7 protein-coding genes are annotated in these 17,274 nt (G+C 69.8%); 6 read left to right on the top strand and 1 reads right to left on the bottom strand.

Translation table 11 applies throughout. The features are described from left to right. The first annotated feature begins 74 nt into the window (after positions 1-74). Entirely contained in the window at positions 75-1,169 is a 1,095-nt protein-coding gene (locus ACZ37P_RS03905) for a glycoside hydrolase family 19 protein (RefSeq protein ID WP_355346863.1), read from the top strand. Positions 1,170-1,294: 125 nt separating this feature from the next. Then, the gene (locus ACZ37P_RS03900; protein ID WP_467344733.1) at positions 1,295-2,203 is read left to right on the top strand and encodes a TolB family protein; all 909 of its coding nucleotides are present in this window, start codon (positions 1,295-1,297) and stop codon (positions 2,201-2,203) included. A gap of 25 nt (positions 2,204-2,228) precedes the next feature. On the opposite strand, the gene ACZ37P_RS03895 is transcribed toward ACZ37P_RS03900, so the two are convergent. Continuing rightward, positions 2,229-3,902, bottom strand: coding sequence for a DUF2079 domain-containing protein (locus ACZ37P_RS03895; protein WP_467344732.1), 1,674 nt, complete (start codon positions 3,900-3,902; stop codon positions 2,229-2,231). A gap of 260 nt (positions 3,903-4,162) precedes the next feature. Between ACZ37P_RS03895 and ACZ37P_RS03890 the strand changes: the two genes are divergently transcribed. The 4 genes from ACZ37P_RS03890 to ACZ37P_RS03875 all read left to right on the top strand — a co-directional run bounded on the left by ACZ37P_RS03890 (position 4,163) and on the right by ACZ37P_RS03875 (position 17,264). Further along, entirely contained in the window at positions 4,163-4,735 is a 573-nt protein-coding gene (locus ACZ37P_RS03890) for a hypothetical protein (protein WP_467344730.1), read from the top strand. Between the two features lie 279 nt (positions 4,736-5,014). Beyond that, the gene (locus ACZ37P_RS03885; protein WP_467344728.1) at positions 5,015-15,907 is read left to right on the top strand and encodes a LamG-like jellyroll fold domain-containing protein; all 10,893 of its coding nucleotides are present in this window, start codon (positions 5,015-5,017) and stop codon (positions 15,905-15,907) included. Between the two features lie 11 nt (positions 15,908-15,918). Then, positions 15,919-16,167, top strand: a complete 249-nt coding sequence (locus ACZ37P_RS03880) for a hypothetical protein (protein ID WP_467344726.1) — start codon at positions 15,919-15,921, stop codon at positions 16,165-16,167. Between the two features lie 416 nt (positions 16,168-16,583). Then, positions 16,584-17,264, top strand: coding sequence for a hypothetical protein (locus tag ACZ37P_RS03875; protein ID WP_467344725.1), 681 nt, complete (start codon positions 16,584-16,586; stop codon positions 17,262-17,264). Positions 17,265-17,274: the final 10 nt, after the last annotated feature.

Below are 17,274 nucleotides of genomic sequence, written 5' to 3'. Positions count from 1 at the left end.
GGACCTTGACAGGTCCAGACCATTCCGCTTGAGTCTGTCCCGACCCCACTCGAACCCCCACAAGGAGTGGTCACGTGTCGAGACAACGGCTCATAGCGTTCCTCACCGCACTCGCGGTCGCGATAGGAATCGCCATCCTCGTACCGCTGGCGTCCACCGCCTCCGCCGCGGGCTGCTCCACCGCGTGGAACTCGTCGTCGGTGTACACCGGCGGCATGGGCGCGTCGTACAACAGCCACAACTGGCTGGCGAAGTGGTGGACCCAGGGCGAGACGCCCGGCGCCGCCGACGTCTGGTCGGACCAGGGCGCCTGTACCGGCGGTTCGGGCGGCACCGGCGGCACCACGGGCGGCACCGGCGGGACCTGCAACTACCCGGCGTGGGTCCAGGGCCACAACTACGTCGCCGGTGACATCGTCAAGTACAGCAACGGCAACTACTACAAGGCCTCCCACGACAACCCGGGCTACGACCCCACCATCAGCACCTGGTACTGGGACCCGTTCGGCTGCAACGGCGGCGGTACGACCACCCCGCCCGGCAACCCGAGCGGATTCGTCGTCACCGAGGCCCAGTTCAACCAGATGTTCCCGAACCGGAACTCCTTCTACACCTACAGCGGCCTGACCGCAGCGCTCAGCGCGTACCCCGGTTTCGCGAACACCGGCAGCGACACGGTGAAGAAGCAGGAGGCCGCGGCCTTCCTCGCCAACGTCAGCCATGAGACCGGCGGCCTCGTCTACATCGTCGAGCAGAACACCGCGAACTACTCGCACTACTGCGACACGAGCCAGTCCTACGGCTGCCCGGCCGGACAGTCCGCGTACTACGGCCGCGGGCCGATCCAGTTGAGCTGGAACTTCAATTACAAGGCCGCGGGCGACGCGCTCGGCATCGACCTGTTGCACAACCCCAACCTGGTGCAGACCGACTCGGCCGTCGCCTGGAAGACCGGCCTGTGGTACTGGAACACCCAGACCGGCCCCGGCACCATGACCCCGCACAACGCCATGGTCAACGGCGCCGGATTCGGTGAGACCATCCGCAGCATCAACGGCAGCATCGAGTGCAACGGCGGCAACCCCGCGCAGGTGCAGAGCCGGGTCAACTCCTACCAGAGCTTCGTCTCGATCCTCGGAGTCCCGGCGGGCAACAACCTGAGCTGCTGACCCGGCGTCGTCCCACGGACGCACGCAAGGCCGTACGCGGGTAAGGCCGTACGCGCCAGCCTGTACGCACGCTTCATCCGACGCGCCCCGCTCACCACGAGCGGGGCGCGTTAGTGTGAGCGGCTGTGACGATCACCGGAGCGGGGACGAACGTACGGCCGCTGGCGGCGGGACAGCGCGCGCGGCTGCTGGTCGGGGACATCGACGGCGGCGAGCCGCGCCTGGTGTACGAGATGGCGGACAGCGCACTGGAGGCGCCGAACTGGTCGCCGGACGGCCGCTGGCTGGTCTTCAACCAGGACGGGCTGCTGCTGCGGATCGCCCCCGACGGCGGGGCGCCCGAGGTCATCGACACCGGCGGCATCACGGACGCCAACAACGACCATGTGCTCTCGCCGGACGGCGGCACGGTCTATCTGTCGGCGGGCGACGGGCACATCCACGCCGTGCCGTTCGAGGGCGGACCCGCGCGCCGGGTCACCAACGACCGCGGCCCCGGACCCTTCCGGCACTTCCTGCACGGCGTCTCGCCCGACGGCCGCACGCTGGCGTACGTGGGCGTCGAGCCGTACGGCGGCGACGAGTGGGGCTACCGCAACATCTTCACCGTCCCCGCGGCCGGCGGCCCCGACACCCGGCTGACGGACTCTCCCGCTCCCGCGGACGGCCCGGAGTTCAGCCCAGACGGCGCCTGGATCTACTTCAACTCCGAGCACGGCGCGACCGTCCCCGGCCACGCCCAGCTCTTCCGGATGCGGCCGGACGGCACCGAGTTGACGCGGCTCACCTCGGACGCCCGCGTCAACTGGTTCCCGCACCTGTCACCCGATGGACGACACGTCCTCTACATCAGCTTCCCGCCCGGCACCGAGGGGCACCCGGCCGACCGCGACGTCGTCCTGCGCGTCATGGACCCGGACGGCGGCGCCCCGCGTGACGTCCTGGCCTTCCCCGGCGGCCAGGGCAGCCTCAACGTCAACAGCTGGGCCCCGGACAGCCGCCGCTTCGCCTACGTCGACTACCCGACGGCCTGAGCCGGTCCCGCTGCGCCCGGCCCGCCTAGCCGTTCGGCGGACTCGTCCGGTGCATGATCACATAGCCCTCGGCGTTGACGATCTGCTGATATTCGGCGTTCGGGTGGAGCTGCTTGGCGTAGGTGAGCGGATCGGGCACCCAGCCGGAGGAGTTGTCGATCACGATGTAGTCCGGGCTGATGCCCTGCGTGTCGCCGACCCAGTACACCGTGGTCCGGTGGACGAGACGGCTGATCGGCCCGACGTTCGCCTCCACCGAGGAGCCGCTGGGCACCGTTTCGAGCAGCTTCTCCACGGCCTTGGTGTGCGCGTCGACCTTGTAGGTGTCGGAGTGGCTGAGCGAGGCCAGCGGCATCGTCAAGGTGAGCGCCAGCGCGGCGCCCGCCGCCGCCGCGGGCAGCCCCGAGGCGTACGAGCGCAGCCAGGGCCGCGGGCTCCTGCGGGAGAGCGCCGCCGCGTCCACGAGGGCGAGGAAGACCACCGGCATCAGCACCGCGCTGTAGTGCCAGTCGGTGCCCCAGTAGTGGTCGTCGTGCGAGATGAACCGCCAGCCGATGGTCGGCAGCGCGGCCAGCAGCAGCGGCGAACGCAGCGCCAGCAGGCCGGTGGTCGGCAGCAGAATCCACAGCAGGGTGTGCACGGCGGTGCCGAACGGGATGTGCCCCGGCATCGGCGCCCCGTTGCCGTTCAGCTTGTTCCAGTAGTCGTATCCGCCCGCGCTGTTGAACGCCGGGATGATCACCGCGAAGGCGAGCGCGGAGGCCAGCACCCCGAGGCTGACCAGCCCCAGCGCGTACGGCCCGTACCGCATGCCGTCGCTGAGCCGCGACGGCTCCTCGGCCCGCGTCCCGCTCCCGTCGGCCTCCGGGGCCTCGCCGCCGTCGGCGCGCGGCGCCGGGACGACGTCCTCGCCCCGCGCGGCCCCGGACCCGCCGACGGCCCCGGACCCGCCGACCGACCCCGCCCCTGCCGACGCCCCGGACATGGCCTCGGACCCGGCGTCCGGCTCGGTCTCCTTGCGGGTGCGCAGCCACACGATCGCGCCGATCGCGGCGGCCGTGACGCCCATGTCCTCCTTGACGAAGATCAGCGGGAGCGCCCACCACATCGCCGGCGCCCACTTCCTGCGCAGCACCGCCTCCAGCGAGAACGCCAGCAGCGGCATCGCGAAGGCGATCTCGTGGAAGTCGAACTCGACCGCCCGCTGCACGCCCCACGACAGCCCGTACGCCACGCCGACGGCCAGTCCGCGCCCGCGGCCCAGCAGATGGGCGGCGCCCCGGGTCACGGGCACGATCGACAGCGCGAACAGCAGCGCCTGCGCGACCAGCAGCGTCACCGGGCTCGGGAACACCCGGTAGAAGGGGGCGATCAGGGCGGTGATCGGACTGAAGTGGTCACCGAGGATGTTGAAGCCGGGGCCCTTGAGGTCGGCGACCGGCGCGTGGAAGTGCGCGTAGGAGCCGACCGCCTGCTCGAAGATGCCCAGGTCCCACGACATCGTGAGCATCCGCCGGTAGCGGGTGACCGACAGCGCGAGGAACGCCGCGAAGAAGACCGTGGCCAGCAGATACGGGTCGACGCGCGGCCCGATGCCGCCGAGCCCGAAGCCGGTCGTCGGCGCGTCGTCGACCGTGGTGCCGCCGGGCGCGGCGGCTCTGGTGTCCTGCGCCGGTATGACGGCCTCGGCCCTGTCCATCGTCGGTCCTCCCGCGGAAGCTGGGTCGGGGTCTGCCGGAAAAGATACGGGACGCGGCTGTGCCGGGGGCACTCCTGAACCCGCCATCCCCACTCACCTCCGCCACTCGCGTCCCGGCACCACGGGCCCGCCGCTCCCGGCGGACCGGCGCGGCCCCGCGGTGTCCGTCCCGTATACACCGTTATGCGGTGCTTCACCGCGAGAAAGATACCCCTCGGCCGCCGCTGTCCCGGCGGCCCGCGCCGCATATGCTGCCCGCCGTGAAAACGTGGACGAACGCGCATCGGCTCTGGATACTCCTCGCGGGCGCCGCGGCCGTGGCGGTGGCCGCCACCGTGACCGCCCTGGTCCTGACGTCCTCCGGCCCCGGCAAGGAGCGGGCCCTGCCGCCGGCCCGGGCGCGTACGTACACCGACCAGCAGGCGTGTCTGCTCACCGGGGAGCGCGGTCTGGCGGACCCGGCGGCGGCGCCGGTGTGGGCGGGGATGCGGGACGCCTCGGCCGCGACGCACGCGAAGGTCAGCTATCTGGCGATGGCGGGGGAGCAGAGCGCGGCGGCGGCCGGGCCCTATCTGGCGACCCTGGCCGACCGCAAGTGCACGGTCGTCCTGACGGTCGGCGCGGCCCCCGACGGCGCGGTCCCGGCGGCGGGACCGAAGTTCCCCGGCACGCGTTTCGTCGTCGTGGGGGAGAAGGCCGTGGGGAAGAAGGCGGGCGGTACGGGCGGTACGGCTGACGCGCCCGGTGCGAATGTCACCGCCGTGCCCGGGGGCTCCGCCGCGAGCACGCGCAAGGCGGTCGAGGCCGCCGTGACCGACGCGCTGCGTCACTGAGGCGTCGCTGAGGCGTCGCTGAGACGTCGTCGAGGGGGTCCGCCGGGAGGCCCGCGCGGGCTTGACCTCTCTTGCCCAAAAGCAGGGCGAAAGGCGGACCAAACCCCTCCATCGTAAAGATCGTTCCCGGAACGAACCGGGACAGGGGTCACAAGTCGCCGCGCTTGATGATGTACAGGCAAAGAGTGTCCCCGGATCGTCCCCACGATCTATCCGCGGGTGAGGAAAACGGTCACGATCGGCAAGTTTTCTGTGTCGATCCTGTCAGGAGCCTGTGCCGTGCGCGCATCCTTCGCCCGTCGTTCGTCCCGGAGAACAACCCTCCGTCGCCGGTGGCTGCGTGCCACCGCGATGCTGTCGCTGATCGCGCTGGCACTGGTGCTGACCACGGAGCAGGCGGCGGCGGACGGGGCGACCCTGCCCGCGCTGTCGATGCCCAGCCTCGCCTCGCTCACCGCGTGGCTGAAGCACCCGCACTGGGGGCGCGTGCCGCAGCAGGAGAGCGGCACCGCCGCCGGGCACAGCCACCGGGCGACCGCGGACTCCACCCGCGCGCACGTCGGCGCGGGGCACAGGCCCGGCAAGGCGCCCGGCGAACTCGACGCCTACCACCCGTTCCGCAAGGCGTCCACGTCCGGCCGCAGCGGTGTCGTCGGCGGCTACTCCGCCCGCACCAGCAAGCGGAACGCGGCGAAGTCGACCGACACCGTCACGGTGTTCGACAACGCGGACGGCACGCACACCCGCCGCGTGTCGCAGACGCCGGTCAACTACCGGGACGCGCACGGCGTCTGGCAGCCGATCGACACCAGCGTGCACCGCCGGGCCGACGGCCGCCTCCACGAGGCGGCCAACTCCCTCGGCGTCGACTTCGCGCCGCGCTCCTCCGCGCCGGACCTCGCCACCTTGCGCACCGACGCCGCGCACTCCGTCGCGTACGGCCTGTCCGGCGCGGCCGACGTCACCGCCGCCGTGTCGGGCGACCAGGTCACGTACCCGGACGCCCTGCCGCGCACCGACCTGGTCGTCGCCCCGTCCGCGACCGGCGTCAAGGAAGCCGTCGTCCTGCACGCGGCGAGCGCCGCCAACTCCTGGCTCTTCCCGCTCAGGCTCCAGGGCCTGACCCCCGTCCAGGTCAAGGACGGCTCGGTCGAACTGCGCGACGCCGCGGGCAAGGTGACCGCCCGGATACCGCGCGCCTACGCCTACGACTCCAAGGTCGACCGCCGCTCCGGCGAGCCGACGACGACCTACGCGGTCGACTACCGGCTGGTCGCCGACCACGGCGGCACCGCCCTGAAGGTCACCCTCGACCCGGCGTGGCTGCACGACCCCGCGCGGGTCTTCCCCGTCACCGTCGACCCCAGCATCGTCGACGGCTGGACCACCACCTACGCCGAGTCCGGCAACCCCGCGGGCGACCACTCCTTCGAGCAGACCGTCAAGATCGGCTCGTACGACTCCGGCACGCACTCCGCCAACACCTTCGTCAACCACTGGTACGGCGGCTGGGACGGCTCCAAGGTCACCGTGACCGCCGCGTCGCTGCACCTGTTCGAGACCTGGGCCTCCACCTGCACCGCCGAGCGCTTCGACGTCGCGCTGATCACCGCGCCGTGGACCCCGACCGGCGTCACCACCTACCCCGGCCCCTCGCACGGCGCGTCCATCGGCAACCTCACGCCCAGCGTCCCCATCGCCTGCGCCAACACCGCCGCCGACCCCACCAAGGGCAACGCGGTGGAGGTGCCGCTCACCACCGCCTCCATCCAGGGCTGGATGAACGGCACCACCCCCGACTACGGCCTCGCGGTCTACGCGGCCACCACCGACGCCCTGCACTGGAAGCAGTTCGGCTCCTTCGCCGACGCGGGCAAGGGCCCGTACATCGACGTCACGTACACCGGCACCACCCCGCCGCAGGTCTACCAGCAGTACCCCAACGACAACGAGGTGGAGTACACCACCACCCCCCAACTGACCGCCTGGTCCGGCGGCGCCAACTCGCAGGCGAACACCACCACCAAGTACGACTTCCAGATCTACGACAACACCAACACCAAGGTCGTCGACTCCGGACTGCTCACCACCGGCTCCTGGACGGTCCCGGCGGGCAAGCTCAAGTGGGGCCAGAGCTACTCCTGGACGGTGCAGTCGCAGGACGCGGGGCTGTACTCCGGCGCCACCTGGTACCAGATGGCGATCCAGGTCCCGCAGCCGCTGATCACCTCGGGGCTGTCCCAGAACAGCAGCGACCACGGCTACGACCCGTCGATCGGCAACTACACCACCTCCGACACCGACGCGACCGTCTCCACCGTCGGCCCGAGCCTCGACGTCGACCGCGACTACAACTCCCGTGACCCGCGCTGGACCGGGGCGTTCGGCGCGGGCTGGTCGAGCATCTTCGACGCCCGCGCCACCGAGCAGTACAACCCGGCGGGCGCCGTCGTCTCCAGCGTCGTCACCTACCCGGACGGCTCCCAGGTCGGCTTCGGCAAGAACGGCGACGGCAGCTACTCGCCGCCCGCGGGCCGCTTCGCCACCTTCAAGGCCGTCACCGGCGGCTACACGCTGACCGACAAGAACGCCACCGTCTACGCCTTCACCCAGTCGCTGGGCTCCGGCGCGTACGGCATCACCTCGGTCACCGACGCCAACGGCCGCGCCGTCACCTTCACCTGGACCAGCGGCCACGTCACCACCATGACCTCGGTGACCTCCGCCCGCGCCCTGCACCTGACCTGGCAGACACCCACCGGCGCGAGCGCCGCGCACGTCGCCACCGTCGTCACCGACCCGGTCACCGCGGCCGACCCGAACTCCGCGCAGACCTGGACGTACGGCTACACCAACGACCAGCTCACGAAGGTCTGTTCGCCGATCTCCAGCACGCAGTGCACCGCGTACAACTACACCGCGGGATCGCAGTACCAGAATGCCGCGCTCGACCTCGACCCGCGGGCGGTGTGGCCGATGTCCGAGGCGTCGGGCACCGTCGGCAAGGACGCGGTCCTCGCCAACCAGGGCACCAAGAACCTCGCGTACAGCGGCGTCACCTACGGCCAGGCGGGCCCGCTCACCGGGTCGGCCGCCACCGCCATCGGGTTCAACGGCACCAGCTCGTACGCCACCCTCCCGTTCGACATGGGCAACAACACCGACTCCGGCGCCCTGTCGCTGTGGTTCAAGACCTCCGCCGGGCCCGGCGTGCTCTACTCCTACGCCTCGCAGCCGGTCACCGCGGGCGACTCGCCCGGCGGCTACACCCCGGCCGCCTACGTCGGCACCGACGGCAAACTGAAGGCCGAATTCTGGTACAGCGGCGGCATCGCGCCGATCAGCACCACCGCCTCGGTCGCCGACGGCAAGTGGCACCACATGGTGCTGTCCGCCGCGGGCAACAGCCAGACCCTCTTCCTGGACGGCGCCAAGGTCGGCTCGGTGTCCGGCTCGATCTCCATCCAGCCCGGCATCGCCTTCGGCAAGAACCAGCCGTACAACACCCTGGGCGCGGGCTTCCTCGGCGGGGCCTGGCCCGACCAGCCGCACTCCAGCACCACCGACAAGACCGGCTACGCCACGTACTTCAACGGCGCGATCGCCGACGCCGCCTGGTACGACCGCCCGCTGGTCGCCGCCGACGCGAGCGCGCTGCGCACCTACGGCACCCACGCCGCGAGCCTGCTGAGCACGGTCACCCGGCCGTCCGCCAAGACGTACCACGCCATGACGTACGACCCGGCGACCACGGCGCTGACCCAGCTCACCGACGAGAACGGCGGCGTCTGGAAGCTCGGCGCGCCGACCGTCACCGGCTCCAGCCAGACCTACCGCGGCGCGGTGCTCGGCGGCGCGCCCGCCACGTACTTCCGGCTGGGCGAACCCGCGGGCGCCACCACGGCGCTGGACGAGACGCGCGGCGGGACCGGTACGTACAACGCGGTGACGCTCGGCGCGACCGGGCCGTTCAGCGACCAGAAGGCCGCCACGTTCAACGGGACCAGCTCCTGGGTGAAGGTGCCCGACACCGTGACCGGGGACACCGCGGCCTCCGCCGAACTGTGGTTCAGCACCACCCACGGCGGCGCGATCCTGCTCAACACGCAGAGCGCCGCGATCGGTTCGACCGTCTCCTCCACGACACCGCAACTGTGGATCGGCAGCGACGGCAAGCTCTACGGCGGCTTCTACACCACGTCCGGCTCGGTGCAGATGGGCACCACGGGCACCGTCACCGACGGCAAATGGCACCATGTGCTGCTCAGCGCCGGAGCCACCAGCCAGACCCTGTACCTCGACGGCGCGCAGGCCGCGACCAAGACGGCCACGGCCGCGCTGTCCAACAGCGCCAGGACCACCGCCTACATCGGCGCGGGCACCACCGGCTCCGGCTGGACCGGCCTGACCAACGGCACCGTCGCCTACTTCAACGGCACGCTCGCCGACGTCGCCACCTACCGCACCGCGCTGACCGCGCAGGACGCCGAGAGCCACTTCCAGGCGGGCAAGAACTCCACCGGCCTGCTGCCGGTGGAGACCGTCAAGGTCACCTCCCCGGCGAACAAGGTGACGACGTACACCTACGACGTCGTCAACAACGAACGCCAGCTCACCGAGACCGACGGCCTCGGCAACAGGACCAGCTTCGGCTACGACACCGGCGGCTACGAGCACACGGTCACCGACCCCAACGGCGCGATGACCGTCACCGGCCACGACGTCCGCGGCAACGTCGTCTCCTCGACCACCTGCCAGAATCAGGCGGCCAAGGTCTGCTCCACCGAGTACTACACGTACTTCCCCGACGACACGACGGAACAGCTCACCACCGCCGACCCGCGCAACGACGTGCTGCTCACCGAGCGGGACGGCCGCTCCTCCTCGGCGACCGACCCCACGTACCTGACGTCGTACACCTACGACGCGTTCGGCGACGAGACCGCGGTGACCGGACCGCCGGTCGCGGGCTTCCCCAACGGGCGCGCCTCGTCCACCGTGTTCAGCGACGGCACCGCCACCTATCCCGCCGCCGACAGCGGGAACGTGCCCAAGGGCCTGCCGGTGCGGTCGGTCTCGCCCGGCGGCGCGGTCAACTCCGTGTCCTACTTCCACAACGGCGACGTGGCCTCCTCCACCGACGCGGTGGGCCTGGTCACCAGCTACACCTACGACGGCCTCGGGCAGGTGCTCACCAAGAAGGCCGTCTCCGACACCTACCCCGCAGGTCTGACCACGTCCTACACGTACGACAAGGCCGGGCAGATCACCGAGGAGGACGACCCGCAGCTCACCGACCGGGTCACCGGCGCCACCCACGCGGCGGCCACCACCACGGTCTTCGACGCCGACGGCGACATCACCTCGCAGACGGTCAAGGACCTCAGCGGCGGCGACGCGCCCCGGACCGAGACCCAGACCTACGACGCGTACGACCACGTCCTCACCCAGACCGACGCCAACGCCAACGCGGGCGGCACCAACGGCGGGACGACGACGTACACGTACGACACGTCGGGCAACAAGACGCAGGAAGTGTCCAAGTCGGGCACGGTCACCAACTACACGTACGACGACAACGGGCACCTGCTGACCCAGACGCTCCAGTACACCGGCGACCCGGTCAGCCCGCAGGCCGCCACCACGCTGACGGAGTCCTCGCGGGCGTACGACCCGGCGGGCCGGCTGGCGTCGGTGACCGACTCGATGGGCGCCACGACGTCGTACACCTACACCGACAACGGCCTGGCGGTCACCGCGAGCAAGAAGAGCGCCGACGGCACGGCCTCGACGGTGCTCCAGACCACCACGTACGACGCGGCCGGGAACCAGTTGTCGCAGACCACCGACAACGGGCAGACGGTCGTCAACTTCACGGTGGACGCGGCCTCCAGGACCACGAGCACCACCGTGGACCCGACCGGCGTCGACCGGGTGACCAGCGTGTCCTTCACCCCGGACGACCAGGTCGCCACCCAGAACGAGCACGACTCCTCGGGCTTCGACCGCACCACCTCCTCCACCTACGACGCGGCGGGCAACACCCTGACCGAGACGCTGCACGGCGACGCCTCGGGACACCCCTCCGCCTGGTGGAAGCTCGACCAGACCACCGGCTCCACCGTCACCGACACCTCGGGCAGCGGCTACACCGGCGCCGCCTCGGGCGTCACCTGGGGCGGCGACGCGGCGACCTTCGCGGGCACCTCGGGCCAGCAGATCGCCACCAACGGCCCGGTGCTCAACACCGCCGGGTCCTACACGGTCTCCGCCTGGGTCAACATGGCGTCGCTGCCGACCCACAACGCGACGATCGTCGCCCAGGGCGGCACCACGGCCAGCGCCTTCTACCTCCAGTACAACTACGCGCACACCAGCGCGCCGCTGTGGAGCATGGAGCAGACCAGCGCCGACACGGCCGCGCCGACCTTCCCGTCCGCGTACTCCACCGCCGTGCCCAAGACCAACACCTGGACGCACGTGGTCGGCGTGTACAACGTCGCCAACGGCGCCAGCCAGATCTACGTCAACGGCGCGCTGTCCGGCAGCGGCACCAACACCGCGCCGTGGTCCGCGAACGGCCCGCTGACCATCGGCGCGGGCAAGTACAACGGGGCGCCGACCGACTTCCTGCCCGGCGCGGTCTCCAACGTGCAGGTCTACCCGCGCGCGCTGACCGGCACCGAGGTCAACACGCTGTACGGCAACGGCCGTACCGGCGGCACCGTCGGTTCCTCCACCGAGCAGACCACCCGCTACACGTACGACAAGCGCGGGCTGCCGAAGTCGATGACCGACGCGGACAACTTCACCACCGACTACTCCTACGACGAGGCGGGGAATCTGGCGGTCACCACCGCACCCGCCGTCCAGGTCGAGACCGGCGGCGGCCAGCCGGTCACCCAACGGCCGGTCACCACCAGCGGATTCGACACCTTCGGCGAGGCCGTCGAAGAGGTCGATCCGACCGGCAACCAGACCACCACGGTCTACGACGCCAACGGCAACAAGGTCTCCGAGACCCTGCCGCCGTACACCCCGGCGGGCGCGTCCGCCCCGCTGGCGGCCACGTCGACCTGGTCGTACGACTCCGACGGCAACCAGATCTCCTCCACCACTCCGGGCGGGAAGACCACCGGCTTCCTGTACGACCAGCTCGGCGACCTCGCGCAGGTCACCGAGCCGGACGGCACCAAGCTGCACACCACGTACGACACCAACGGCGACCAACTGTCGGTGACGGACGGCACCGGGGCCGTCACCCAGGCCACCTGGGACTACCTCGGCCGGCAGGTCACCGCGACCACGCTGGAGCGCTTCCCCTCCAACCGGGTGCTGACCACCACCAACTCGTACGCGGTGACCACCGGGAATCCGTACGGCGCGAATCTGGCGTCGACCACGACGCCCGCCGGGGTCACCACCACCTACGGGTACGACCGGGCCAGCGAGGTCACCTCGGTCACCGACGGCGCGGGCAACACCACCAAGTACACGTACGACTTCATGGGGAACCGGCAGAAGACGATCCAGCCGGACAACACCTGGACCGAGACCGACTTCGACGTCGCGGGCAACCCGACGCTGAGCACCCAGTACGACGCCGCCAACACGCAGCTCAGGCAGACCCACCAGGTCTACGACGGCGTCGGCAACCTCACCGCCTCCACGGACGCGAACGGCAACACCAGCCACTTCACGTACGACGCGGCGGGCACCGTCACCCAGGAAATCCAGCCGGTCACCGCGACCACCTCGATCACCACGTCCTTCGGGTACGACGCGGCGGGCAACAGGACCCGGTTCACCGACGGCCGCAACAACTCCTGGCTGTACGGATACACCCCGTGGGGCCAGCAGGAGACGGTGAAGCAGCCGGCCACCGCCCAGTACGGCTCGGCGGCCGACTCCACGACCACCAACGTCTACGACCTCGACGGGCAGTTGGTCTCCAGCACGCTGCCCGGCGGCGTCACCCACACGATGACGTACGACCAGCTCGGCAATCTGAAGACCGCCTCGGGACAGGGCGCCGACGCCGCCACCGCGACCCGCAGCTTCACCTACGACCACGACAACCAGGTGACCGCCGCCGACACCGCGGAGGCGGGCACCACCGGCGCCAAGGACCACCAGGCCGCCACCCACGAGACGTTCAGCTACGACGACCGCGGCGACCTGACGTCGGCGGGCGGCTCCGGCGGCTCGTCCAACTTCACCTACAACGACGACGGTTCACCGCTGACCCGCTCGGACGCGGCCGGCACCACCTCCTACGGCTACGACACCGCGGGCCGGCTGTCCACGCTCAACGACGCGGCCTCCGGCACCGCGCTCACCTACGGCTACAACACGCTGAACCAGACCGCGTCGGTCAAGTACGGCGCGAGCGGCCAGACCCGCACCTTCACGTACAACACCGCGCACGACCTCACCGGCGACACCCTGACGCAGGGCGCCAGCACACTGTCGGCCATCACCTACGGCTACGACAGGAACGGCAACCTGACGTCGAAGAACACCGTCGGGGTCGCGGGCGCCTCCAACAACGTCTACACCTACGACCAGGCCGACCGCCTCAGCTCGTGGAACAACGGCACGGCCACCACGAACTACTCCTACGACGACTCCGGCAACCGCACCCGCGTCGGCGCCGACGTCTACACCTACGACGCCCGCGACCAGCTCACCTCGGACGGCGTCCACAGCTACGCGTACTCCGCGCGCGGCACCATGACCTCGGACACCTCCACCGCCAACGGCCAAGTGGCCTACTCCACCGACGCGTACAACAACCAGATCACCGCGGGCACGCACTCGTACACGCTCGACGCGTCGGGCCGGAACATCACCGACGCCAACTCGGCCGACCAGTCCTCGCGCGCCTTCCAGTACTCGGGCGCCGACAACACCATCGCCGCGGACGGCAACTACAGCTATACGTACGATCCCGGCGGCTCACTGATCGGCATCAACGGCGGCACCGCGCCGGGCACCGGCCAACTGGCCCTGACCGACAGCCACGACGACGTCATCGGGAACTTCGCGCCGGGGGCGACCACCCTGGCCGGTTCCACGACGTACGACCCGATGGGCAAGGTCACCGCCAACAACGGGCTCATCGGCCACCTCGGCTTCCAGTCCGGCTGGACGGAGGCCGACACCGGCAAGGTCGGCACCGCGTCACGCTGGTACAACCCGGCGACCGGCACCTTCATGAACAAGGACTCCGCGTCCGTCAACCCGGTGCCGAACGAGGCGGCGGCCAACCCCTTCGCGTACGTCGGCGACAACCCGCTCGACGGCACGGACCCCTCGGGCAACTGGGGCCTGGGCAGCGTCTGGCACGCGGCGAGCCACGCCGTCAGCCACGCGGTGAGCAGCACCTACCACGCGGCCACCTCGTACGCCTCCAGCAGTTGGAGCTCCTTCAACTTCTACGCCTCGTACGCCTATTACCACTACACGCCGCCGATCGTGCACAAGGTCGTGCACGCCGCCAAGCGCGTGGTGAAGAGGGTCGTCCACCACGTGCGGGACGTCTACCGCGCCACCGTCCGCTACACCCGCCGCGTCTACCACTACGCGGCGCGCAAGGTGAAACGCGTCGTCCACGCCGCCGTGCACGCCGTCCACTCGGCCTACCACGCGGTCAAGAAGGTCGCGAAACGCGTGGTCCACGCGGTGAAGAAGACCGCCAAGGCGGTGGCGAAGGCATCCAGAACCGCGTATCACGCCACTGTCAAGGCCGTGAAAACCGCGGCCACCTACGCCAAGCACCATGCGGCGGCCATCACGTCCTTCGTGGTCTCCACCGCCGTCTTCATGGGCTGCGAGGCGGTCACGGCGGGCGTCGGCTCCATCGGCTGCGCGGCGGTCGCGGGCGCGGCCGGGTCACTGGTCGAGCAGGGCTTCAAGTGCGCCGAGGCGGGCGGCGCGGCGTGCAGCGCGGGCGCCTTCGCGACCTCCGCCGTGACGGGCGCCGTCGCGGGCGCGATCGGCGGGGCGCTCGGGTCGCTGGGCGGCAAGGTGCTCAGCAAGTTCGCCCCCAAGGCGATGGAGGCCGTCGGCGGGCTGTTCGGCAAGGGCGCCACCGAGGCCGAGGAGGCGGCGGCGGGCGACGCCACCCAGACCGCGGCGCGCCAGGGCGAGTCGGGCGCCGCCAAGTCGGCCACCGACAGCGGGACCTGCCACAGCTTCACGGCCGGCTCCCGTGTCCTCATGGCGGGCGGCGGCACCAAGGACATCGACCGGATCAAGGTGGGCGACTCCGTCGTCAACTCGGTGCCGGGTGCCTCCGGCACGCAGAGCCACAAGGTCACCGCGGTGATCGTGACGACGACGGACCACGATTTCGTGGATGTCGGGGTGAAGCCGGTCGCGGCCAACGCCGTGACGTCCGCCGCGAAGAAGGTGGTCCGGCGCGCGGCCCTCGGCCTCGCGGCCTCCGCGGCGGTCCTGGGCGCCCTGGGCGCGACCCACCACGCGGCCGACTCCCACCCGGCCACGGCCCCGGTGGCGGCGGTCTCCCCGGCCGCCCCGACGCCGGTGAACGGCCACCTCACCACCACCTTCCACCACCCCTTCTACGACGAGACCCAGTCCGCCTTCGTCGAGGCCAAGGACCTCCACCAGGGCGACCTCCTCCAAACCCCCACCGGCACCGCCCAGATCACCACCGTCCGCCTCTTCCACGCCCACACCACCACATACGACCTGACCATCGGCGACCTCCACACCTACTACGTGGAGGCCGGCGCCACGCCGGTCCTGGTCCACAACTGCGAAACTGAGAAGCTTGGTCCTAATACCTATTCATGGGAGCACAAGGAATCGGAAAGCCTTTTTGAGGCAGAGGTGGACCATAATGGCACTATGACGATGCTCGCCGAGGTGACAAAAAAGAGCCCTGTGAGGGGTGTTGAAGTGTTCAACAGGGCACTTCGCCACTTTGGTGATCGAGTCACTTCCATCAATGGTAATCTTATCGAGGAGAATCGAGCCACCTTTAATAAGCTCACGGGTGGAGGCATGCCAGCGGAAGAAGCGATCCTTCACACGTGGACAGGGAAAGTCGCTACGAGAAGCGGCTTCAGTGTGCTGCGATCTCTTAAACTTATCGGCGAACCAGGGGCCTACTCCAAGGTCGAGCCAATCTTTACGAGACCCTAAGGGGTGCAAGGGTGTCCACCGATGACTGGGTCGCAGAGGCAGTCCGCATGCAGCGGGGAGGGGCGTCGATTATTGACATCGCCGACTTTCTGCGAGCATTCGGGGAAAATGGCGGAAGGAAAATTAACGCGGCATCCGCTCTCGGTAAAGAGTATGACTGGTCAGTAAAAATGAAGCTTGAATTGCTGAGCTGGACCGAAGGTGGCGTCACGGACCAAGAGCTAATTTCCCTTGTTCCGTCTTGGTTTCCTGGCGATTGATTTAATCTCAATTGTCCCACTAGGTGGGACATGCTGTGCGTGGGTCGGGCGATGATTATCATCCGACCGTGGAATTACCGCAGTCAGGCGACGAGTTCGCGCAGCGACCAGCGGGTCCCGCCCACCGAGGGTGCAGACAGGCCAGTTCCATCTCGTTGGAGCGGTCAGAGCACTAGCGCGACTCCGTTGCCTGCTTGCGGTCCTGGGGGATTTCACAGGTTGCATCAACCGCGAGGTGTGAACGTGACAGTGGAGGTGAACCCGTGAGCGCGGTGGATGCGGCGACCGTCAAGCGGGTTGCCAAGGACTGGGCGGCTCGGTACCCAGGGTTCGATGTCAGATGGTGATCGTGTGACGGGCGCTCAAGGACGGAATTCTTCGTCGGTGCCGGGAGGACCGGGTAGGTGGGCGGAACGGTGAGTCGGTCGGACGGGTTGAGTCACGAAGGGCTGTCGGCGCAGGTCGCGGCCATGGGGCGGGGGCAGCGCTGCCAGGCGGCGTATTTCGCCCTGCGGCGACTGCGGGGGCCGTTGGTCGGTATGGCGATGCCCGAGGAGTGGGGAGTGGACCCGGCGGCGCTCGGGGAACTGCTCCGGGCCGGGGCGGACGTGGCGGACGGCGGGAGCGGTGCGGAGTTCGCCCGGGCGGTCGCCGCGTTGACCGCCGCCCCGCTGTTCGAGTCGGAGATCGAGCCGGAGTTCGCGGAGAGCTTCCAACTGGAAGCTCTCAACGGCTGGTTGATGCTCGCGGACGCTCTCGGTGAGATGAGCGAGGCCGACACCGAGCGGATCATCGACATCGCCCGCGCGATGGCCGTCTACCTTGACGACTACATGGCCGGCTCGCTCACCGAGGTCGCCGGTCAAGAGACCCGCGAGCGCTGGCTCGCTGATGTCGACGAGTCCCTGCGTGTTTACGGGCTGGGGTATTTCGGCACCCGGAACCTCGCCGTCGAGGCCGAGTGTCACGACGCCGTTCTCGCCGCCCCGGCCGGTGCGGATCTCCTGACGTCCGCCGTACGCCAGCGACTTGAGGAATCCTGCGACGCGTACAGCGAGCAACTTGCCGCTGTACTCCGAGGCTTCGCGGCGCAATGACACGTGGCGT

The sequence above is a fragment of the Streptomyces sp. NPDC024632 genome, from assembly GCF_055559175.1.
Note: the sequence above shows the minus strand (reverse complement) of the source record. Positions and strands in the feature narration are given on the sequence as shown.